Raw genomic sequence first — 19,373 nt, 5'->3', positions numbered from 1 at the left:
TCAGATGCGGCGGGCAATGGGCAGGGCGGCGGCGGTGAACGCGGCGGCCTGCTGCCCGACCAGGCGCCGGGTTTCGCAGGAGGCCTGGATCGCGGCCTGCTCGATCGCCGCGACCGCGGTGTCGAGCTCCTCGATGGTCGGGGCGGTGACGGCGATGAGGCCGGTGTAGCGCAGCACCCCGTGCCCCGCGGTCAGGTCGGCCTCCTGCCGCAGCACGTCCTCGTACTCGGCGGTCTGGGAGGCGTCCTGGATCTGGCCGATCTTCGCTCGCTGGGCGCGGTCGCTGATGTACTCCACCTTCTTCTTGCGGATGTCGCGCACGGCCTGATCGGTCCTCAGCGGGGTGCACAGCAGCGAGATCGATCGCTGTATCCCCGTCGACAAGGTCACCGGGGCGAGGAACCCGGGATACACCATCGCCCTCGGCCACTCGCTGATCCACAGCACGGCGTGATAGCCCGAGTCGGTGCGCAACCGCTCCCACGTCTCGGCGATGGCGACGGGGCCGGCAGTGGCGAGGTCCTGCCCGAGCTGGCCGTGGCGTTCCAGGGTCGGCCCGATCGCGGGGTCGTAAGCGGTGCGCAGCATCACCGCGATCTCCCCGGGACTCAGCCACCCGGACGGGGTGAGGTCGGCGGCGCGGAGCGCGGAGACGAGGGTGGTCATTTCCTGGCGGAGCACGTTCGCCGCGCCCTTGATGCCGCCGCCGGCGGTCCGGATCTGCCGGCCCGCCGCCTTCATATCCAGAGACAGCGACAGCGTCATGGCGTGCCGTTCCCCGGCAGGCCCGGCCCGGTCGATCAACTCTGCATAGGTGGTCGAAGCCCAGGAGGTGTCGTGGGTGCCGTGCTCGGCCCACCATTCGGCGAGCCCCTGCCCCGAATCCGGCAATGTCCGTTCCAGGACTTGGAGGGTGGCGACCCGGCCGGAGCGGCAGATCGTCGCCAGCACACGGCCCCAGGCGGTGACGCGGCGGTGCTGCTCGGACGGGTCCAGCAGCACGAACGCCGGATGCGTCACCGACACCACCACCGTCAGCGTGTTCGCGGTCGGGTCGTGGATCATCCCGGCCCCCGTCTCGGGATCGGTGTACTCGCGCAGCCTGGCCATGTCACCCGGCAGCGCGAGCGTACCCTCGGGCCTGGGGGTCACGATCCGGCGCCGGTAGAGGAGCTGTCCGCCGGTCGTGCGCCAGGCCCACCAGGCGCAGACGGGTATCCATTCGACCAAGGCTCGGCCGCTGATCTTCACCCAGGTCAGGGCGATCGCGGCCGCCCAGATGGGGGCGGAGTAGGCGATGAGGATGCCGCCGCCAGCGTAGAGCGCCCCGATCAGGGACGCGCCGCCGATGCCGAGGGCGATCATCTGCGACAGCGACAGGCCCAGGATGAGGCCGCGTCGGGTGAGGCGGGAGAACTTCACCGGCACCAGCTCGCCGGCGCCCGTGGTCGTGGTGTCGTCGGTGCGGGGCATCGCCTACTCCTTCGTGCCGGGGTCTGCCGGGGCGGACGGCTCGGTCGGGGTGTTGGGCACCGGTGCCGACGGAGCCGGCGGCGTACCGCCGTCGCCCGGGCCGCCGTCGCCGCTGCTGCCGTTGGGGGTGGTGTTGCCGGTGTTCTGCGCGCCCGCGGCGGTGGTGTCGGCCTGGGCGCCGACCTCGTTGCCGGCTGCCGGCCCTGCCTCGGCGGCTTCTTTGGCGACGATCACGCCGGCCACGACCGGGGCGGCAGGCCCGCTGCTCGCGGCAGTCTCGGTCCCCGCCTCGGCGGTCGCGGTCTCCGTGCCCGCGGTCTCGGTGCTGGCGGGCGGCTTCGTCGCGGGCGGGCTCCCACCGCCATCACCGTCACCATCACCTCCGCCGCTGGAGCCGTCGAGGATCTTCTTCGGGCCCTCGCCGCCCCGGGTGGGGATCGGGAGGGGGCGGTTCATGGCGTTCTTCGCGTCCTGTTCGGCGCCCATGGTGTTGTAGAGGTCGAAGCCCACGAAGCTCAGGAGCCGGTAGACCATGTACGGGGCGAAAGCGGCGATTCCGAGCAGCACGATCCCGGCGATGGGCTCGGTCACGGCGGTCAGGCCGGCGTCGATGGGGGTCGCGACCTGCGTGATCGCGACCAGGAACACCACGACGAGGACGAGCTTGGAGACAATCAGGGCGATCAGGAACGTCACCCATTTCCCGATCCACCCCTTGGTCACATCCCACGACGCCCCCGACAAGGCCAGCGGGGCCAGCACGACGGTGACGAGGATCAGGGCCTTGCGGATCAGGAGGGAGAACCAGACGATGCCGATCGCGGCGATCATCAGGCCGGCGAGGAAAATCGAGACGATCGCCCCGACGCCGGGAGCCGTAATGTTCAACCCCGCGAGAGCGCCAGCGAGGAGGAGGAGTTGGTTGCCCATCGATTCGGTGGTCTCCCCGGCGGCCTGGATGAGGCCGATGCACAGCTGGTCGACGATCTCCAGCAGCACCGTCGTCAACGTGATGACCACGAAGCTGCCGAGGATCGACTTGCCCGCCCCGAGCGCGGCACGGGAGAGGGCGCCGGGGTCGCGCTGGATCATCCCGGTGATCAGTTGCAGGAAGAAGAAGATCGCGATGATGAACAGGGCGATCCCGAAGACGATGTTGTAGACCGAGATGAACCCGTCCTGGTTCAGGTCGACCAGGGTGGTGGTGTCGAAGACGGTCCACATGGTCTCCATCAGCCAGGCGGCGGCCCCGGCCATCGAGGAGGCGAGCCAGTCGAACGGGGCGGCGATCAAGGACGCGGTGCCCTCGCCGACCGCATCGCACACGGTGGAGATGACGGGGATATCGCACACGCTCACGGCGCACCCCTCCTTTCACACTCAGAAGAAGGGGTCAGACCTGCTGGCCGACCGACCAGCCGAAGTTCACGAGGGCCACGGCGGCGCCGCAGATCACGGCAGCGCCGCAGGAGATCAGCAGCCCCGTCTTCCCCCGCCCGGCCAGGTGCGGGTTGGAGGAGTTGGAGCCGTAGGCCCAGACGATCGCGGAGATGATCAGCGCCAGCACGCTGAGGATGAGGCCGACGGTCATCACGGCGCCGACGATCGTGCGCAGCTGCTCGATGCCCGGCAGCCCGCTGGAGTTGGGGTCGATGTCGATCACGATGTGCCCTTTCACGAGACGTGAGACAGTTCCGACCGCCAGGTGCACCCCGACCCCCAGGGGCACACGAAGAAGCCCGACCCCCGGAGGTGCCGAAGCACCCGAGGGGCGGGCCAGAGAAAACCGACGACGAGCAGCTGGGGGTTAGAGCTGGTTGCCGATGGTGATGAGCCAGTTCAGCCAGGCGACGCTGGCACCGGCGAAGATCGCGCCGGCGAAGGACACGAACACGCCGGCCCGGCCGCGGTGAGCGAGCTGGTAGTTGCCGTTGCTGGAGCCGATCGCCCAGCAGATGCCTGAGACGATGAGCATCAGCACCGCGACGATCAGCACGAACATCAACAGCGCGCCGGCGACCTCCCGCAGGTCCTCGATCCCCGACAGTCCCTCGAAATCCGGGAAGACCTCCATCACGCCCCCTCTCGGACCGTGATGTGCAAGTGATCGTCGTGCCGGGTCGTGATATCGGTGCCGCGGGTGTAGTCGCGCCAGCCCTCGTCGGCTCGGGCGAGGGACCAGATCTTGCCCTGCCAGATCAGGTATTCGACGCCGAGGGTCTCGGCGTGCTCTTGGAGCCAGTCGGTGACCTGCCACCCGTATTCGAGCTGGGCCGGGGTCGGGTACTGGCCGATCGCGTTCCCGAACGCCACATCGCAGGCTCTGCCGATCGGGTGCTCGGACTTGGTGCCGGGGCGGGGCGAATAGCACGCCCACGTCGACTCCGGGAACGCGGTGAGGGTCTGTTCGTAGACGCTGCGCAGCCGCACTGTGATCTGCCCATCCGTGGTGGGGTCGTCCACCAGCTCGTCCGGGTCGCCCTCGACCGGGGCCGGATCACCCGGCGTGCCCTGCTGGGTGACGCAGTCCTCGTGCTGTCCGGGTGGGGTGACGTCGGACTCGTCGAGGTCGGCGGCGTCGTGGTCGTTGAGCCACTTCGCGGGATCGATGTACTCGCCGTCGGTGCCGCCGTCGCGGACCTCGAAATGCAGATGCGGCCCCGTCGACATCCCCGAGCTGCCAACGTCGGCGATGTGCTGCCCGGCCCGCACCGTGTCACCCGGCGCGACGTGGATGCCGTGCTCCCAGGAATGCGCGTAAGCGGTCGCCATGGTCTTCCCGTCGATGCGGTGCTCGATGACGACGAGACCCCCGTAGCCGCCGGAGAACTCCGAGACCGTGACGGTGCCGTCGGCGGCGGCGAGGATCGGGGTGCCGTCCGGGGCGGAGAAATCGCTGCCGGTGTGGAAGGACTGCTCCGCGGTGATCGGATGCGTCCTCGGCCCGAACGGGCTGGTCGGCACCCACGTGCCCTCCGGCAGCGGGAACACCACCCGCCCCGACTCGACCGGTTCCGCGCTCACCAGGACCGGGGTACGGGTGGGGCCGGGCTCGCCGCTGCCGGTGAGGGCGGTGAGGATGTCTTCGGCGACGGGCTCGTAGTTGTCGTACCGGTCCGGGAAGGCACTGACTTCCACGGCCTGGGCGGCTTCGCCCTTGCCCATCTGCTCCCAGCCGGGAATGTCCAGCAGCCCCCTGGGTGAGCCGGCGTTGGGGCCGTCGGGGCCGCCGTAGAACGCGGCGGCCTGATAGTCGGGGTCCATGAGCTCGGCGACGGTGCCCCACCCGGAGGCCGGCCGCATCTGAAACAGCCCCAAAGAGTCGTTATCGGAGCCGTTGCCGTCGTTCGGGTACTCGCCGCTCTCCGGATACGCAGAGGTGTTGGCGAGCATCCGCATCCGCGACTCGGTCAGCGCCGCCATCAACGCGATCACGATCCCATCCCGGCCGACCCCCTCAGTGCTCGAACCGGTCTCGATGATCGTGGCGGCGTGGGTGAGCTCGGCCTTGCCGAGGACGATCTGTTCCCCGTGGCGGGTGATCGAGGTCAGTTCGTCGGGGATGTCGCCGACCTGCACGCTGCCGCCAGGGGCTGCGCAGGAGGCGGCGGAGGGGTTGACGAGCAGCCCGACCGAGACGAGGACGACCATCGGGCAGAGCAGGACGAGGGCGGCGAGCCCCGCGATCGCTTTGCGCAGCATCAGAGCCTCCTCCCCGGTGTCAGCGCAGGGGCTGGTCGAGGATGGACAGGCGCAGCAGATAGCACGGGTCGCCGTCCGGCGGGCAGGTCAGGAAGATCGTGAACGCCACCTCATGCGCACTCGACGTGGCCTCGTCATTCCAGATGCCCTGCCGGTGGCGGACACCCTCGACCGCGTACGCCGTGGTGCCCGGCGCTAGTTGCCCCGGCTGCGCCTGCGATTCGGCTTCCGCCCACGCCTCCGGCACGAACACGTCCGTGATCTCCAGACGCTGCGTCGTGCCGTACTTGCGCAGCTCGACCCAGGTCTCCCGGTTCGGGAGATAGCCGGCGATATCCGAGGCCAGGCCCGCCTGCTCGACCCCGGACGGGTCGGCAACCTTCAGGAGCACGCTGGTGTAGTCCAGCGGCATCAGCCCGCTGGTCGTATCCCACCCGAACAGCGCCTCCGCAACGGCGCGGACGAACTTCTCCGGGTCGTCGGTCTCGGGGATCGGCGCTAGGTCCCGCGGCCCCTGCTCCGTCGTGCCTGGTGCGGTCGGTGACGGGGGCGCGGGTGGCGGGTCGCTGGTGGTGCGGGGGCCGGCGACCAGGCCGTAGACCCCGATACCGACCAGGAGCAGCACGACGACTGCGGCCGAGACCAGGACGACCAGTCGGCGGCGGGAACGAGAAGCATCTGTCGAGTTCATGCCCACCAGGTGCACCCGAACGCGCATCCGCCCCGACACCCCCTCATGGGGCCCGAGGCGGCGAAACGGGAGGGGGTCAGAGGGCGCGCAGATGCCGCATCCCACCCTCACCCTCGTCACGGTCTTCGTCGTTGTCGGTGTTCTGGTTGCATGCGGCACGGAGGGCGGTGGCGAAGCGGGCGGTGCCGTCGGCGATCGTCAGGAACATCTCGATCTGCTCCTCGGTGAGCTCGCCGGCGAGCACGGCCGGGTCGTAATGCGTCCACCAGTCGACCAGTTCGCCCCAGATCACGACGAACGAGCGGGCCGTCCACACCGTCAGCCCCGCCGGTGCCAGAGCGGCAGGGCTCTTCGTGCGGCGGGGGCGGTTCTTGGCGCGGGCGACCGCCTCCTGCGCGAGCCGGTCCAGTTCCGCGTCCCGGCTCCGGGCGGGATCGTCGATCAGGGAGCGGACCTCCTCGAAGATCGGATGCACCGGCGCGCCCGCCTCGATCCGCGCCAACGCATTCGCTACCGACGTACGGGTGTCGTCGGGGAGGTCGTCGCGGTCGGCGGCCTGCTGGATCGCCTCGATCTTGTCCAATGTCCGGTACGACGCGGCACCGGGGATCATCGTCGCCGCCTGCTGCCGCGCCTCACCCGCCGGTGTCGGTGACGGTGCCGGAAATTTTCCGCCACCGTCCTCCCCACCCTCGGCAGGCTGGTGGTCGCTGCTGAACCGGGACGCTTCCTGCCGACGCGCCGCGTCCTCAGCGAGGAGGGTCTTGAGTTCGCGGTAGAGGGACGCTGCTTCCAGTGGGTTGAGGTCTTTGTGCAGGAGGTTGTCGTCCTGCTCGGCGAGGAGGTGCCCGAGCCGGTTCGAGATTCCTTGCCGCACCCACACGTTCACGGTGCGCCAGCCGAGCTGCTGGATCGCGGCGAGTCGGCGCCGGCCGCACACGAGCACCCCGTCCGGGGTGATCGTCGGGGGCTGAAGCAGGCCGTCGCGGGCGATGGACGCGGCCAGGGCGTCGATGTCGCCCAGATCGGTGCGATGCCGGTTCCCGATCCTGATCGAGGACACGGCCCGTTCCAGCTCGATACTCATCGCCGGCCCCCATTCCGGGGTGCCGCGAGTGACACGGTGAGCACGAGGTCGTCGTCGTGCAGCAGCACCGGCAGCGTCTCGCCGATCAACAACCTGAGCAGGATGCCCCGCCCTGCCGAGGTCGCGGAGATCCCGGGTGCGGGGTTGCCGAGCAGTGCCCGCAGCAGCGCCGTCCATGAGGAGCCGGGCAGGTCGAGCAGGGCGCGGGAGTGCTGGTCGCGGCGCAGCACCTCGAACGCCGACTGCCGCGACCCGGTACGGGCGAGGGCATGGCAGACATGCTCGACCGCGGCGCGGGCCGTCTGCGCCGGCCACCCGAGGACGGTGACGAACGCGATCGCGTCCTCCACCGCACCAGACGCCGACGTGACCACCCCCGCCGGCTCCACCACCTCCCGCTCGCCCTCGTGCTTCTCGTCGTCGGGGCGGGGGTCGGTGATGTGGAACGCGGGATGGTAGTCATCCAGCGGGTTCTCCCGGTCGGAGAGGCGCTCGGCGTCGTGGAAGACCGAGTAGTGCGGGCGGCGCGCCTGATGCGTCGAGCACAGCAGGCCTTGGGCGCGTTCCTCGGCGATGCAGGTGATCCGCACCGCATGGGTGACCACGCCCCACGGGTCATCGGCCTCGCGCGCGGAACGAGTGCGCATCACATCGAACGCGGCACCCGCCGCCTCCCACGGATCAAGACCGTGCTTACGCGCTAGAGCGGCGTACTTGTCGGCCGCGTACTGCATCAGCTTCGCGGCGGTCGGATCGGTGCGCCACCCGCCCGGCCCCTCCGCGTGCAGCCGGACCAGCAGGGCGCGCAAGCCCTCACCGGTCGTGTAGTCCTCGCCGCCTCCCGGTGCGGCGGCGGTTGTCATGTGCGGGATCATCTCGGCACCTCCTGCCAGGCAGGTGCACACCGGCTCCCACGAGTAGCGGGGTGGTCAGGGAAAGAACGTCGGATCGTAGACATGACGGCTCACCCCGGGGTCACTTCCTGCCCAGACCCGGCGACTCGGGTGCGGGCTCCTCGCGGCCGAACGCCGAGACCGGCGGCAGCCGCCTCGCGCCCGTGGCGATCTGCCGACCGACATACTTGGCGCTGACCGCAACGCCGTGCCGGGTCCCACGAGCCAGCTTGGAGTCCAGGTCGATGCCGCGCCGCGACAGAGAGCCGCTGCCACGGGCGATCAGATCGGAGGCGCGCACCCAGTCCACCCCGCGCGTCGGCCTCTCCACGTCCACGCCCTCCGCGCTTTGCTTCTCGCGGTCGACGTCGGCGGCCTGGATCGCCTCGGGCGCCATCCCCGCCGACGGATCAGGCCGCTCCGGCCCTGCCGCCTCGGATGGCGGCGGCTGCTCGGGCGACTGCTGGTCGTGCGGGTACTGTTCGGTGTTCATGACGGTTCCTCCTCGGAATGTTCAGGTGGGGTGCCGGCCTCCTGCGGGCCGGACGACTCAGACCCCTCGGCCTGGGGCCGTCGGGGAAACCAGCGGCCCACGGTCGAGGGGTGCACATCGAGTTCGCGGGCGATCTGCTTGTTCGACCAGCCCGCCTCCCGCAGCCGCGCCGCCCGCTCCCGCCGACCAGCACCAGCCCCCGGCGGAGCCGACTCGTGAGACTCGCGTGTCGCAGGCGCGGACGGCTCTACTTCGTCCTCGTCCTCGTGCTGCGGTAAGGGACCGTCGGGCTCCGGCGCCGGGCTCGGGGTCGGGTTCTCGGGTGGGGTGCCGGCCGCAGGCAGAGCCGGCGGAGGTGCCTCCGTCTGCGGCGGTGTGGTCGTGGTGCGGGTGGAGCGGATGAGCACGACGGTCAGGTGGGTGGAGGCGAGCAGCACCAGGGGTGGGACGGCGGCGACGGTCGCGGCGAGCAGGCCCGGCACGGACGCCTCGGCGGTGACCAGGGCGTGAGCGGCGTTCGCGATCACCGAGACAAGTGCGCCGCCGATGAGCAGCGCCCACGGATACCAGGCCGCCCGGTGCCCATCGAGAGCGACCACGGCAACGGTGGCGACCACGATCAGCCCATCGACCAGCAGCGGCCAGATCCACGCCTGCCCAGCCCCGATCCCGGAACGCACGGCGAGGTCGGCCAGCGCCGTGAACGACAGCCAGAACGCGCCTGCCCCGATGAGCACGGTTCCCGACGCGGCCGTGACCACCGCCCACCCGCGCCGCCGATTCATCACAGCCCCCTCGCCGGCGTCAGCCGCTGCTCCGGGGCCGTGTCGCGCGCCGGGCCGGGGCGGGACACCCTCGTCCGACTGGCCGGTGTTGGGGTGCCGTGGATGCGTTTGTAGCCGGAGGTGACGGTGCGGATGATCTCCCGCTGCCCGAAATCGGGCTGCTCGACCGTGAGCATCGCGTCCAGCGCATCTCGATACGGCACGCCTTCCTCGGCGAGGACGCAGGAGGCCCAGAACAGCTTCCGGTTCCGGTCGGTGCGCTCTCCGCCCAGCCAGTTCGCGAGCTTCTGCGGATCGGTCCGCCCCTGCCCGCGCATCCGGGGTGGGAATCGGCGCGGTGGGCGGGGCGGTTCGAGAAAACGCCGTAGCCGGCCCGCGTCCAGCGGGTGTGCGGGGTCGGTGCCGAGCTCGGTGATCCGGTACGGCACGGTCTCGCCGTCGATCACCCGCAGCGAGGGTGGGGCGACGATGTAGCCGCCGTCGCCGCGGAAGTCGATCCCCGCATCCCCGACCTGCCACGACCGCTGCTCCATCTCGTCGGCGGCTGGGTAGTAGAGGTGCAGGCCGCCCGTGGGCGAGCGCACCAGAAACTCCCACCCGCTCACGAGCCCGGCGCGGTCTGCGCGGTTCAGGGCGTCGTAGCCGTTCGTGCCGTGCACGTCCACATCCACCACCGACAGGCCCGAGACTCGGCCGGTGGGTATCCCGATGTTCGCGTGTGGCGAACTACGCCACCACGCCTCCACCTGGCGCAGGTTCGTCGTCGCATCCCGGAAGCCCCGGCCGTGGCGGATCAGCGGCACCTTGTCGCGCGGCGCGACCGGGAACACCGGCACCCCAGCGACCGCAAGCTCACGGGCCGCGTGCGGGAGTGGCTGCTCGGTGGCGTTGAGGAAGATCGCCGACAGGTCACGGGCAGCCATCACAGCCCCCGCTCTGGTGTCGCGAGCTCAGGCTGAGGCTCCTCGGGCTCGCGTGTTCGTGACGCGATGCGGGGGCGCTCGCGCTGCGCCTGCTGCTGGGGTGCGTCTCGGGTGAGGCCGGGCGGGATGCCATTGCTCACCTGCTCCGTGTCGAGCCGGTCGAGCACATCGAGAGCGGTCTTCCGTATCCGCTCCCCGGCGGCCTGCACCACCTCGACCGGGTTCTTCCCATCCACGGCCGCCGCCCAGCCCGCGACGTACGGGATCGTGTACTCGCTGGTGTCCATCCCGTGAGCGGCGCCGATCATCAGCGCGACGCTATCGGCCTCGACCTCCCCGATCCCGCGATGCTGCCGGGCCTCCTGCTGATCAGGGCCGTGCATCAGGACATGGGCGAGCTCGTGGGCGAGGGTCTTCACCTGCGCGGCGTCGTCCATGTTCGTGCGCACCGCGACCCAGTTCTCGGTGAAGTTCGTGCGCCCGTTCGCGCCGCCGATCATGCCCTCGTGCGGCACCCACAGCAGCTCGAACCCCTCCGCTCGCACCTGATCGGCCAGGCCGTCACGGAGCCCTGCCGGGGCTTCGCCTTTGAGCAGCTGAGGCTCGGGTCGTGCGGGGATCGGTTCACCGCTGGTCTGGGAGACATCCCAGACGTAGGCCGGTCGCACTCCGACCATCCGGGTGCGCACTGTTTCTCCCGGCTTCGGCTTCTCACCTCGGTTCAGCCGCCGCCACGACATTGCGTCGGCGAGGTTCGCGGAGGCGAATCTGCCCGTCACTGGTGCGAGAATCTGATACCCAGCCTGGCCTTTCTCGACCTGTCGGCCGAGTTGCTGCCACTGCTTGTATCCGGCGACCAGGGTGGGGAAAGGTTCAGGCACTCGGCCCTGTTCGAACGCCTCCATATGAGCCGTCCAGATCAGCAGCACATTGTTGAAGCTCCGTGACCTGAACTTCGCGGCGAACCGGAGCGCATCGGCCCAGTCATCCCCGGTGACGAGCCGCTCGACCGCACCGGTGAGCTTGTCGTGGAACTCGTCGAGCTTCGCCTCCCGCGCCTGGCGGGCCTCCTCTTGCCTCGTCGCCATCGTCGGCCTCCTCCCGAGCGGCCAGCCGCACGAGGGGCTGCTGGCCTTGCACCAGCGAGGTGAGCCAGGAGCTTCCGGCGAGTCAGACGGTCAGCGAACAGCGAAGTCGGTAGGTTGGCCGTCAGGAACGCGGAGGCACCTGACGTAGGACATACCGGCTTACCCACGGGCCGCGCCGGGGAGAAGGAGAAGCCGCCCTGACCGGGATTTTCCCGGTCGAACTGTCCCGTTCTCGAAACCGGGAACCTCGGAAGTCAGGGCACGTCGGCGACGACCGGCCGCATGTCTCGGTACCGGTTCGGGGTGACCCCGGTATGCGCGGTGAACGCCTCGATCGCGCGTGATCGGCTGCGCCAGCCGACCCGCTGCCCAGCCGCCGCGACGGTGATGTTCGTCTCCCGTAGGAGTCGCGCCATCTCCTGCACTCGCAGCATCGTCAGATAGGCGGTCGGGGTCTTACCGAACGCAGCGGTGAACACGCGGGCGAGCTGCTTCGGGGAGAGCTGCGCCAGCTCAGCCAGCTCTGTCAATGTCCACGGGGAGGCGACATCACGATGGAGCGCATCGCGCACGAGCATCGCTTCGCGGCGTAACGGTCCCAGCGCTCGCTCATGGGAAGAGACCGGGCGGGAGCGAGCGCGCTGGAATCTGGTCAGCCGCATCGGGGAGACGCGGACATGCGGGGCGATGACGTCCACGACGGCGAACCAGAGCGACTGTAACCGGGGGAAGCGTTCATGGAAATGCCCCTCGGCACTGAGTGCGACCATCTCATCGAGCCACGGCAGCATCAGGCCCGCCCGATCCCGGCCCAGATGCAGCACTTGGGCTGGTTCGGAGTAGACCTTCTTGGCGAAGCCCTGCGCGTCCAGTCGATCGTGCAGGATCGTGGAGTATTGCCAGAAGAACTGATCCAGAGCGAGATCGGTGTCGATGTAGATCGTCGTGACAGTCAGCTGCCCCTCCGGTTCGGTCCCGCAGAGCACGTTGGGTCCGAGGAGGATCGCGTCGCCGAAGCTGACCGGCTGCTCACCGAACTCGGAGAACACGATCGCCGTGCCATCGCGCACGACGACGAGTTGCACGCAGTCATATGAGGCAGGCCCGATGGGGCGATGAACGGTGCGGGTGCGGGCAGACAAGGGCGGGGAGAGTCGTGCGGTCACTCATTGCTGCTGTCTGACTCAGGGATCGACCGCAGCTGGATGCGGATCGTTCGAGAGGCGCCTCACGGCGACTCTTGCTGACTGCCGGCGGATCGGATGGTGAGTGCCCAACGGACAGCCTGGCAGCATCGGCGCACGGTGAGCTCGGCCTCGAAGGATCGGGCTATGGCTGAGGTCATGCGGGTGAGGAGTCGCATCGGTTTCCTTCCTTCAGGTGGACTTGATCAGTCGGGCGATGGCTTGGGATGCCTCATCGATCTTGTGATCGGCTGCGGTCTCACCGTTCCGGATGGCGCCGGTGACGCAGTGCCTGAGATGGTCATCGAGGAGACCGATCGCGACGTTCTCTAGCGCGGAGGTGATCGCACTTACTTGGGTGAGGATGTCGATGCAGTAGGCGTCCTCATCGATCATGCGGTGGATGCCGCGGGCTTGTCCCTCGATGCGCCTGAGGCGAGCGAGGTAGCGGGCCTTGTCGCTGATGTAGCCGCGGTCGGCCGCGCTCTCGGAAGCGTGACCGGAGGGAAGGGACAGGGTGCTCATCATCGGTCTCCTGATGGACGATAGGGACAGTCCGGATCACTCGGAGCGGTTGAGTAGCCGCCGCGCGCTGGCCGCGGGATCGAGGTTCAGGCGCCGGAGCAACTGCGCGTTGAGTGCGACGACGACGGTCGAAGCCGACATCAGGATCGCGCCGATGCTCATCGGCAGCACGAACCCGATGGGCGCGAGAATGCCCGCCGCGAGCGGCACGGAGATCAGGTTGTACCCTGCGGCCCACCACAGGTTTTGCTTCATCTTCCGGTAGCTGGCGCGGGAGAGTTCGAACACCGAGAGCACTGAGCGCGGATCGGAGGAGGCGAGGATGACGCCTGCGGAACCGATGGCGACGTCGGTGCCTGCGCCGATGGCGATGCCGACGTCGGCCTGGGCCAATGCGGGGGCATCGTTCACGCCGTCGCCGACCATCGCGACCTTGCGGCCCTCGTCTTGGAGTTCCTTGACTTTCGCGGCCTTGTCCTCGGGGCGCACGCCCGCGAAGACCCGATCAATGCCGAGATCCTTGGCTACGGTGTCGGCGACGGCCTGCGCGTCGCCGGTGATCATTACGACCTGAGCACCGGCGGAGTGTAGGGCGTCGACGGCGTCGCGGGACTCGGGACGGATCTCATCGGCGAGCCGCAGCGCGCCGATCACGTCGCCGTCGGCGAGGACGTGGAGGATGATCGCACCCTCCTCCCGCCACTGGTCGGCCACCGGCAGCTCATCTCGGTTCTGCTGGTCGAGCAGGTAGGGGCCCCCGACCTCAATGACGGCGCCATCGACGGTGGCCTTGACTCCCACGGCCGGGGACGAGGAGAAGTCCGAGGCTTTCGGCACCTGGATTTTTTGGATCTGGCGGCTCCGGTGATGGCGCGGGCCAGCGGGTGTTCGCTGTCGGCTTCGGCCGCAGCAGCCAGGGCGAGCACGTCGTCTTCGTCACGTCCTTCGATGGGATCGATCGCGGTGACGGTGGGTTCTCCCTTGGTGAGGGTGCCGGTTTTATCGAACAGCACGGCGTCGACGGTGCGCATGGACTCGAGTGCGAGCCGGTCCTTGATGAGTACCCCGCCTCGGGCGGCGCGCTCGGTCGCGATCGAGACGACCAGCGGGATCGCGAGGCCCAGGGCGTGTGGGCAGGCGATGACCAGTACGGTGATGGTGCGCACCACCGCGGCGTCGGGCATTCCCAGCAGCGTCCATGCGAGCGCGGTGATCACCGCGGCTCCCAGGGCGAACCAGAACAGCCAGGCCGCCGCGGTGTCGGCGATGCGCTGGGCGCGGGAGGAGGAGGCCTGAGCATCGGTGACGAGCTTCTGGATTCCGGCCAGGGCAGTGTCATCACCAGTGGCGGTGACCTCGACGCGCAGACCGGAGTCGGTCGCCACGGTGCCGGCGACGACGTTCTCGCCGGCCTCGCGGCGCACCGTCTTGGACTCGCCGGTGACCATCGACTCGTCCATGCTGGCGCTGCCGTCGACGATCTTGCCGTCGGCCGGTACGGACGCTCCGGGTCGCACGATGACCACATCGCCGACACGCAGTTCCGCCGGTGCGACCTTCACAACCTCGTCGCCATCGACCCGCTCCGCCTCGTCGGGCAGGAGTGCTGCGAGGGAATCCAGGGCGGAGGTGGTCTGAGCCAGCGAGCGCATCTCGATCCAGTGCCCCAGCAGCATGATGACCACCAGCAGCGCCAGTTCCCACCAGAAGTTCAGCTCATGGTGCAGGATGTGCAGGCTCGCGCCCCAGGAAGCGAGGAACGCGACCGTGATCGCCAGGGCGATCAGGAGCATCATGCCGGGCTTGCGGGAGCGGATCTCGCTCAGCCCACCGGTGAGGAAGGGCCAGCCGCCCCAGAAGTAGATGACGGTGCCGAGGATCGGCGAGACCCACCAAACCCACCCCGCGTCGGGCAGGTGGTAGCCGAGGAGGTGGGCGAACATGTCGTTGAACCCAACGACCGGGACCGCGAGAACAAGCATGATCCAGAAGAGCCGGCGGAACTGACCGACGTGATCACCGTGCCCCTCGTGCCCAGAGTGGCCTCCATGCCCGCCGTGGCCCGTATGCCCGGCATGGTCGTGACCAGCATCAGTCTCGTGGTCGCCATGCTCAGTATGGGCGCCGTGTCCCTCGTAAGCGCTGTGCTCGGTGTGGGGCGCGTGGCTGTGATGGCCGGCGTGTTCATCGACCTCGGTGCCGTGGTGGGCGTGTTTCTCGCTCATGGTCGGTCCATTCCTTCTCTCTCCAGCCCGGACGCTCCTGCGTGATCAGGAGGCGGGCTGCATCTCGCTTTCGACGACCCATTTGTGGTTCGTCATCTCCATGCCGCCAGCTTCGTAGTCGACGACGTAGACGGTTTCGTCGGTCGAGGACGCGATCGTGGCCCTCGCACCGTCCACACCGTCCATGTGATCGGCGGTGACGGTGACCTCGGTACCATCGGCCAGGCGCTCCTCGCCGGGATCCTGGAGTTCTTCCTGGACGACCCACTTGTGGTCAGTCACGGGTTCACCGCCGCCGACCGGGATGTAGTCGATCGCGTAGGTGTAGGTGTCGTAGGCGCCGACGATAGTGGCGGTGGCGCCGTCCATGCCCTCCATGTGGTCGGCGGTCAGAGTGACCTCGGTGCCCACGGGGTACTCGGGGTCGACCGCTTCGGTCATGCCCTCGGGCACCGGGCCGCCGTCGGCGGGATGATCCATACCGTCGTGGCCGCCGTGTGCGTCCTCGCTCTGTGACGCCGACGGTTCCGCGGGGCCGTCTGCGGCGGAGCAGCCGGCCAGAGTGAGGCTGCTGCCGAGAATGCCTGCGGCAATAAGGGTGGTCATGCGCGTATTCATCCGAAAGCTCTTTCACCGGATTCGGTGGTTCCGCGCCTCCCACCGAAGGCGGGAGGCACGGAACCCGGGTCGTTCTGGTCGCCTGTCAGGCGGCGTTGGCGTAGCGGTCGGGGTCGGCGTCGAACAGCGGGCCGCAGGCGGCGCAGCAGAACCAGTACCGCTGGCCCTGGTAGTCGCGGTAGAGGCCGGCTTCCTCCGCCTGCGCCTTGACGACCGGGGTGCCGGCCATCACCCGGCATTCGGTCATCTCCTCGGCGGGGGTCTGTGCGATCGCTTCGGCGCTCGGCGTGTGGCCGCAGCAGCTCCCACCGCTGGAGGAGGTGTCGGTCAGGTTCAGGTTCTCGTATGCAGTCATCGTGTTTCCTTTCGTGTTGTGTCGATGACGGATGGGTCAGGCATTCACCGGCTCGCGAGCCGGCGCCGCTCCGGCCGGTGCCGGAGTGGAGGCGTCGTCCGCACGGGCCTTGAAGGTCCGTAGCCGCAGGCTGTTGGAGACGACGAACACCGACGAGAGCGCCATGGCTGCGCCGGCGAGCATCGGGTTGAGCAGTCCGAACGCCGCCAGCGGGATCGCGGCGGTGTTGTAGGCGAAGGCCCAGAACAGGTTCGTCTTGATCGTGCCCAGTGTCTTCCGGGACAGGCGGATCGCGTCCGCCGCGGCGCGCAGGTCGCCGCGGACGAGGGTGATGTCGGCGGCTTCGATCGCGACGTCGGTGCCGGTGCCCATTGCCAATCCGAGGTCGGCTTGAGCGAGGGCGGGAGCGTCGTTGACGCCGTCACCGACCATCGCCACCGTCTTTCCCTCGCCTTGGAGGCGGGTGACGACATCGACCTTGTCCTTGGGCAGGACCTCAGCGATGACCTGCGTGATGCCGACCTCGGAGGCAACCTGCTCGGCCACCGCCTGGTTGTCACCGGTCAGCAGCACCGGGGTCAGACCCAGCTCCCTGAACTGGTGGATCGCCTCAGCCGAGGTGGGCTTGATCTGGTCGGAGACGACCAACACGCCGCGCGCGGCGCCATCCCAGCCAACTGCGATCGCGGTCTTGCCCTGCGATTCGGCCTCCTGCTTCGCGGCCCGGAGAGTGTCGTCGAGGTGGATCGACCAGTCCGCCAACAGCGACTCGCGGCCGGCGAGGACGGCGTGCCCGTCGACGACGCCCTGCACGCCCTTGCCCTCGATGTTCTCGAACGACTCCGGGGCAGGCAGCTCGCCGACCTCGCTGGTGGCGCCGGCGGCGATGGCCTGCGCGATCGGGTGCTCGGAGTAGTCCTCCAGGCCGCCGGCGATGCGCAACAGCTCGCCCCGATCCACACCCTCGGCGGGAATCGCCTCAGTGAGGGTCATCTTGCCGGTGGTGACGGTGCCGGTCTTGTCCAGCACGATGGTGTCGACCTTCTTGGTCGATTCCAAGACCTCGGGGCCCTTGATGAGCACGCCCATCTGCGCGCCCCGACCGGTGCCGACCAGCAGTGCGGTGGGGGTGGCGAGGCCGAGTGCGCAGGGGCAGGCGATGATCAGCACCGCGACCGCGGCGGTGAACCCGGCCGAGAGCGGGAACCCGGCCCCGATCCAGGCACCGAGCGCGGCCACGGCGACGGCGATCGCGATGGGAACGAACACCCCGGACACCTTGTCGGCGAGGCGCTGGATCTCGGCCTTGCCGGACTGGGCGTCCTCGACGAGCTTGGCCATCTGCGCCAGCTGCGTATCCGCACCGACCCGGGTGGCCTTCACGACCAGGCGCCCGCCGGCGTTCACGGTCGCACCGGTTACGGCATCGCCTTCGCGGACCTCGACGGGCACGGATTCGCCGGTGAGCATGGACGCGTCGATCGCGGAGCTGCCGGAGGTGATGACGCCGTCGGTAGCGATCTTCTCGCCCGGCCGGACGACGAAGTCATCACCCACGCTCAGCTCGTCGATGGAGACGCGTTCCTCCTTCCCGTTCCGGAGGACGGAGACTTCCTTCGCGCCGAGTTCCAGGAGGGCGCGCAGGGCGGCTCCGGCGCGGCGCTTGGAGCGCTTCTCGAAGTAGCGGCCGAGCAGGATGAACGTGATCACCCCGGCGGCGACCTCCAGGTAGATGTGCCCGAGCCCGTCGGAGCGGGAGATGGTGAACTCGAAGGGGTGGACGACGCCGCGATCGCCCGCGGTGCCGAAGAACAGCGCCACCAGGGACCAGATCATCGCCGCGGTCGTGCCCACGGAGATGAGGGTGTCCATCGTCGCGGCACCGTGTTTGAGGTTCATCCAGGCGGCCTTGTGGAACGGCCAGCCCGCCCACACCACCACGGGTGCTGCGAGCGCCAGGGAGGCGAAGCCCCAGTAGTCGAACTGCAGCGCGGGGATCATCGCCATTGCGATGACCGGCACCGCCAGGACGGCCGAGCCGATAAGCCGCTGCCGCAGGCTGCGCAGCTCGGCATCCTCACGCGACTCGCCCTCATCCTCGGCACCTGATTCGGGTGCTTTTCCCTTCGGGGTGGGGAGCTCTGCGCTGTAGCCGGTCTTCTCCACCTCGGCGATGAGCACCTGCGGGTCATAGTCCGCAGGGGCGGTGACGCTGGCCTTCTCGGTCGCGTAGTTCACGGACGCGGTGACACCGTCGAGCTTGTTGAGCTTCTTCTCGATCCGGTTCGCGCAGGAGGCGCAAGTCATCCCGCCGATCTGCAGCTCGACACTGTTCGTGCTGATGATCGGATCACTCGCCATGGTCATGGTCTCCTCCTTCCTCATGCCCGCCGCCGTGCTCGCCCTCGGCCCCACCGGTAGTCGTGTCGATGACCAGCGGCGCGGTGTGCACCTGCCCGTCAACCTGGAAGTCGAGGTAAAGCAGGTACCGGCCGGGCGTGGGAGCGGTCGCCTCGAACACGATCTCCGGCCCGGAGGTCTCACCGGCCTTCGGTGCATCCCCGTGGGGATGGACGTGCAAGTAGGCCAGGTCGCCGTCGCGCAGCGCGACCAGGTGCCCGAACGCCCCCAGGTACGGCTCCAGCGCGGTGACCGGCTCCCCGTCACGGGTGACGGTCATCGTCAGCTCCGACGCGGAACCGGCGACCAGATCACCCTCGACCGTGACGTCGAACCCCTCGACCGTGGTCTCGGCGACAGGTTCGGCCGCGGCCGGGTCGTAGTCGCCGGGCACCTGCACCGCAGTTGACAGGGTGATGCCCTCGCCGTGCTCGGCGGGCACGAAGTCGGCGAACACCCGGTAGGTGCCGGCCGCCTCCCACTGCCACGGGATCGACCAGGCGCCATCGGCGCCTCGTTCGGGGTGGATGTGACGGAAATGCGTGCCGTCGGCGCGCACGACGATCAGGTGCAGCTCTTTCTCGTGCTCCAACTCGTAGTCGGTGACCGGCTTGCCGTCCGGGCCGGTGACCGTCAGCGACAGCTCACCGTCGGCGCCGAGGGCGTCCGGGGCGGTGACGGCGGTGAGCTGGTAGCCGTCCTGCGCGATGCCCAGGCCGAGCGACCCGGCCCCGGCGTCGTGGCCCTCGTGCCCGGTGCTGTCCATGTCTTCTCCTCCTTCTTCGTGTCCTTGGTGGGTGGTGCTCTCGGTGTCTTCCGCCCAGGCCTGCACCGTGCTCTCCGGGACGACCGTGTTCGCCGTGAACGCGGCCACGGCGAACACGGCCACCAGCACCAGCCCGTACAGGCCCAGCCGTGCAGGTGCCTTCAT

General features: G+C 69.2%; 18 protein-coding genes and 1 pseudogene. All 19 read right to left on the bottom strand.

The annotated features are described in order from the left end of the window. The 19 genes and pseudogenes from HGBR_RS02035 to HGBR_RS01940 all read right to left on the bottom strand — a co-directional run bounded on the left by HGBR_RS02035 (position 1) and on the right by HGBR_RS01940 (position 19,373). Positions 1-1,473, bottom strand: a complete 1,473-nt coding sequence (locus tag HGBR_RS02035) for an SCO6880 family protein (protein ID WP_019157667.1) — start codon at positions 1,471-1,473, stop codon at positions 1-3. A gap of 3 nt (positions 1,474-1,476) precedes the next feature. Continuing rightward, complete coding sequence (locus tag HGBR_RS02030) at positions 1,477-2,832, bottom strand: hypothetical protein (RefSeq protein ID WP_019157666.1); 1,356 nt, start codon at positions 2,830-2,832, stop codon at positions 1,477-1,479. A 34-nt stretch (positions 2,833-2,866) separates the two neighbouring features. Continuing rightward, entirely contained in the window at positions 2,867-3,136 is a 270-nt protein-coding gene (locus tag HGBR_RS02025) for a DUF6112 family protein (protein WP_051013284.1), read from the bottom strand. A gap of 144 nt (positions 3,137-3,280) precedes the next feature. After that, positions 3,281-3,547 carry a DUF6112 family protein gene (locus HGBR_RS02020; RefSeq protein ID WP_019157664.1) on the bottom strand — a complete coding sequence of 89 codons (267 nt, stop codon included), beginning with the start codon at positions 3,545-3,547 and terminating at the stop codon, positions 3,281-3,283. After that, positions 3,547-5,175: a M23 family metallopeptidase gene (locus HGBR_RS02015; protein WP_019157663.1), complete on the bottom strand. Its 1,629-nt coding sequence runs from the start codon at positions 5,173-5,175 to the stop codon at positions 3,547-3,549. Before HGBR_RS02015 ends, HGBR_RS02020 begins: the two co-directional genes overlap by 1 nt. A gap of 19 nt (positions 5,176-5,194) precedes the next feature. Further along, positions 5,195-5,866 carry a hypothetical protein gene (locus HGBR_RS02010; protein WP_026077256.1) on the bottom strand — a complete coding sequence of 224 codons (672 nt, stop codon included), beginning with the start codon at positions 5,864-5,866 and terminating at the stop codon, positions 5,195-5,197. Between the two features lie 76 nt (positions 5,867-5,942). Further along, positions 5,943-6,953 (bottom strand): ParB N-terminal domain-containing protein, encoded by a 1,011-nt coding sequence (locus tag HGBR_RS16025; RefSeq protein ID WP_019157661.1) that lies wholly within the window; start codon positions 6,951-6,953, stop codon positions 5,943-5,945. Then, on the bottom strand, positions 6,950-7,816 hold the full coding sequence (locus tag HGBR_RS02000) for a hypothetical protein (RefSeq protein ID WP_026077255.1): 867 nt from the start codon (positions 7,814-7,816) through the stop codon (positions 6,950-6,952). Before HGBR_RS02000 ends, HGBR_RS16025 begins: the two co-directional genes overlap by 4 nt. A gap of 112 nt (positions 7,817-7,928) precedes the next feature. After that, a complete protein-coding gene (locus HGBR_RS16020) occupies positions 7,929-8,339 on the bottom strand; it encodes a hypothetical protein (RefSeq protein WP_019157659.1) in 411 nt (136 codons plus the stop codon). Continuing rightward, positions 8,336-9,124 (bottom strand): DUF2637 domain-containing protein, encoded by a 789-nt coding sequence (locus HGBR_RS16015; protein ID WP_051013254.1) that lies wholly within the window; start codon positions 9,122-9,124, stop codon positions 8,336-8,338. The genes HGBR_RS16020 and HGBR_RS16015 overlap by 4 nt, the downstream gene beginning before the upstream one ends. Further along, positions 9,124-10,047: a bifunctional DNA primase/polymerase gene (locus tag HGBR_RS16010; RefSeq protein ID WP_019157657.1), complete on the bottom strand. Its 924-nt coding sequence runs from the start codon at positions 10,045-10,047 to the stop codon at positions 9,124-9,126. Before HGBR_RS16010 ends, HGBR_RS16015 begins: the two co-directional genes overlap by 1 nt. Next, entirely contained in the window at positions 10,047-11,135 is a 1,089-nt protein-coding gene (locus HGBR_RS01980) for an ArdC-like ssDNA-binding domain-containing protein (RefSeq protein ID WP_019157656.1), read from the bottom strand. Before HGBR_RS01980 ends, HGBR_RS16010 begins: the two co-directional genes overlap by 1 nt. A gap of 254 nt (positions 11,136-11,389) precedes the next feature. Then, the gene (locus HGBR_RS01975) at positions 11,390-12,220 is read right to left on the bottom strand and encodes a helix-turn-helix transcriptional regulator (protein WP_019157655.1); all 831 of its coding nucleotides are present in this window, start codon (positions 12,218-12,220) and stop codon (positions 11,390-11,392) included. Between the two features lie 291 nt (positions 12,221-12,511). Further along, positions 12,512-12,847, bottom strand: coding sequence for a metal-sensitive transcriptional regulator (locus tag HGBR_RS01970; RefSeq protein ID WP_019157654.1), 336 nt, complete (start codon positions 12,845-12,847; stop codon positions 12,512-12,514). A gap of 33 nt (positions 12,848-12,880) precedes the next feature. Further along, positions 12,881-15,069, bottom strand: a pseudogene (locus HGBR_RS16005) (heavy metal translocating P-type ATPase). Positions 15,070-15,114: 45 nt separating this feature from the next. Continuing rightward, a complete protein-coding gene (locus HGBR_RS01955) occupies positions 15,115-15,687 on the bottom strand; it encodes a YdhK family protein (protein ID WP_026077252.1) in 573 nt (190 codons plus the stop codon). Positions 15,688-15,772: 85 nt separating this feature from the next. Next, positions 15,773-16,042, bottom strand: coding sequence for a YHS domain-containing protein (locus HGBR_RS01950; RefSeq protein ID WP_019157651.1), 270 nt, complete (start codon positions 16,040-16,042; stop codon positions 15,773-15,775). A 36-nt stretch (positions 16,043-16,078) separates the two neighbouring features. Beyond that, entirely contained in the window at positions 16,079-18,409 is a 2,331-nt protein-coding gene (locus HGBR_RS01945) for a heavy metal translocating P-type ATPase (RefSeq protein ID WP_019157650.1), read from the bottom strand. Next, complete coding sequence (locus HGBR_RS01940; RefSeq protein WP_019157649.1) at positions 18,393-19,373, bottom strand: hypothetical protein; 981 nt, start codon at positions 19,371-19,373, stop codon at positions 18,393-18,395. The genes HGBR_RS01945 and HGBR_RS01940 overlap by 17 nt, the downstream gene beginning before the upstream one ends.

It is taken from the genome of Brevibacterium senegalense (assembly GCF_000285835.1).
Lineage (GTDB): Bacteria > Actinomycetota > Actinomycetes > Actinomycetales > Brevibacteriaceae > Brevibacterium > Brevibacterium senegalense.
The sequence above is the reverse complement of the archived record's forward strand: the minus strand, read 5'-3'. Positions and strand labels throughout refer to the sequence as shown.

Excerpts from the sequence above, each read along its gene's own strand:
- HGBR_RS01940 (WP_019157649.1), bottom strand. The coding sequence starts at position 19,373 with ATGAAGGCACCTGCACGGCTGGGCCTGTACGGGCTGGTGCTGGTGGCC.
- HGBR_RS01970 (WP_019157654.1), bottom strand. The coding sequence starts at position 12,847 with ATGATGAGCACCCTGTCCCTTCCCTCCGGTCACGCTTCCGAGAGCGCG.
- HGBR_RS02010 (WP_026077256.1), bottom strand. The coding sequence starts at position 5,866 with ATGAACTCGACAGATGCTTCTCGTTCCCGCCGCCGACTGGTCGTCCTG.
- HGBR_RS16010 (WP_019157657.1), bottom strand. The coding sequence starts at position 10,047 with ATGGCTGCCCGTGACCTGTCGGCGATCTTCCTCAACGCCACCGAGCAG.
- HGBR_RS01950 (WP_019157651.1), bottom strand. The coding sequence starts at position 16,042 with ATGACTGCATACGAGAACCTGAACCTGACCGACACCTCCTCCAGCGGT.
- HGBR_RS02035 (WP_019157667.1), bottom strand. The coding sequence starts at position 1,473 with ATGCCCCGCACCGACGACACCACGACCACGGGCGCCGGCGAGCTGGTG.
- HGBR_RS01955 (WP_026077252.1), bottom strand. The coding sequence starts at position 15,687 with ATGAATACGCGCATGACCACCCTTATTGCCGCAGGCATTCTCGGCAGC.
- HGBR_RS16025 (WP_019157661.1), bottom strand. The coding sequence starts at position 6,953 with ATGAGTATCGAGCTGGAACGGGCCGTGTCCTCGATCAGGATCGGGAAC.
- HGBR_RS02020 (WP_019157664.1), bottom strand. The coding sequence starts at position 3,547 with ATGGAGGTCTTCCCGGATTTCGAGGGACTGTCGGGGATCGAGGACCTG.
- HGBR_RS01980 (WP_019157656.1), bottom strand. The coding sequence starts at position 11,135 with ATGGCGACGAGGCAAGAGGAGGCCCGCCAGGCGCGGGAGGCGAAGCTC.
- HGBR_RS16015 (WP_051013254.1), bottom strand. The coding sequence starts at position 9,124 with ATGAATCGGCGGCGCGGGTGGGCGGTGGTCACGGCCGCGTCGGGAACC.
- HGBR_RS02000 (WP_026077255.1), bottom strand. The coding sequence starts at position 7,816 with ATGACAACCGCCGCCGCACCGGGAGGCGGCGAGGACTACACGACCGGT.
- HGBR_RS16020 (WP_019157659.1), bottom strand. The coding sequence starts at position 8,339 with ATGAACACCGAACAGTACCCGCACGACCAGCAGTCGCCCGAGCAGCCG.
- HGBR_RS02015 (WP_019157663.1), bottom strand. The coding sequence starts at position 5,175 with ATGCTGCGCAAAGCGATCGCGGGGCTCGCCGCCCTCGTCCTGCTCTGC.
- HGBR_RS01945 (WP_019157650.1), bottom strand. The coding sequence starts at position 18,409 with ATGACCATGGCGAGTGATCCGATCATCAGCACGAACAGTGTCGAGCTG.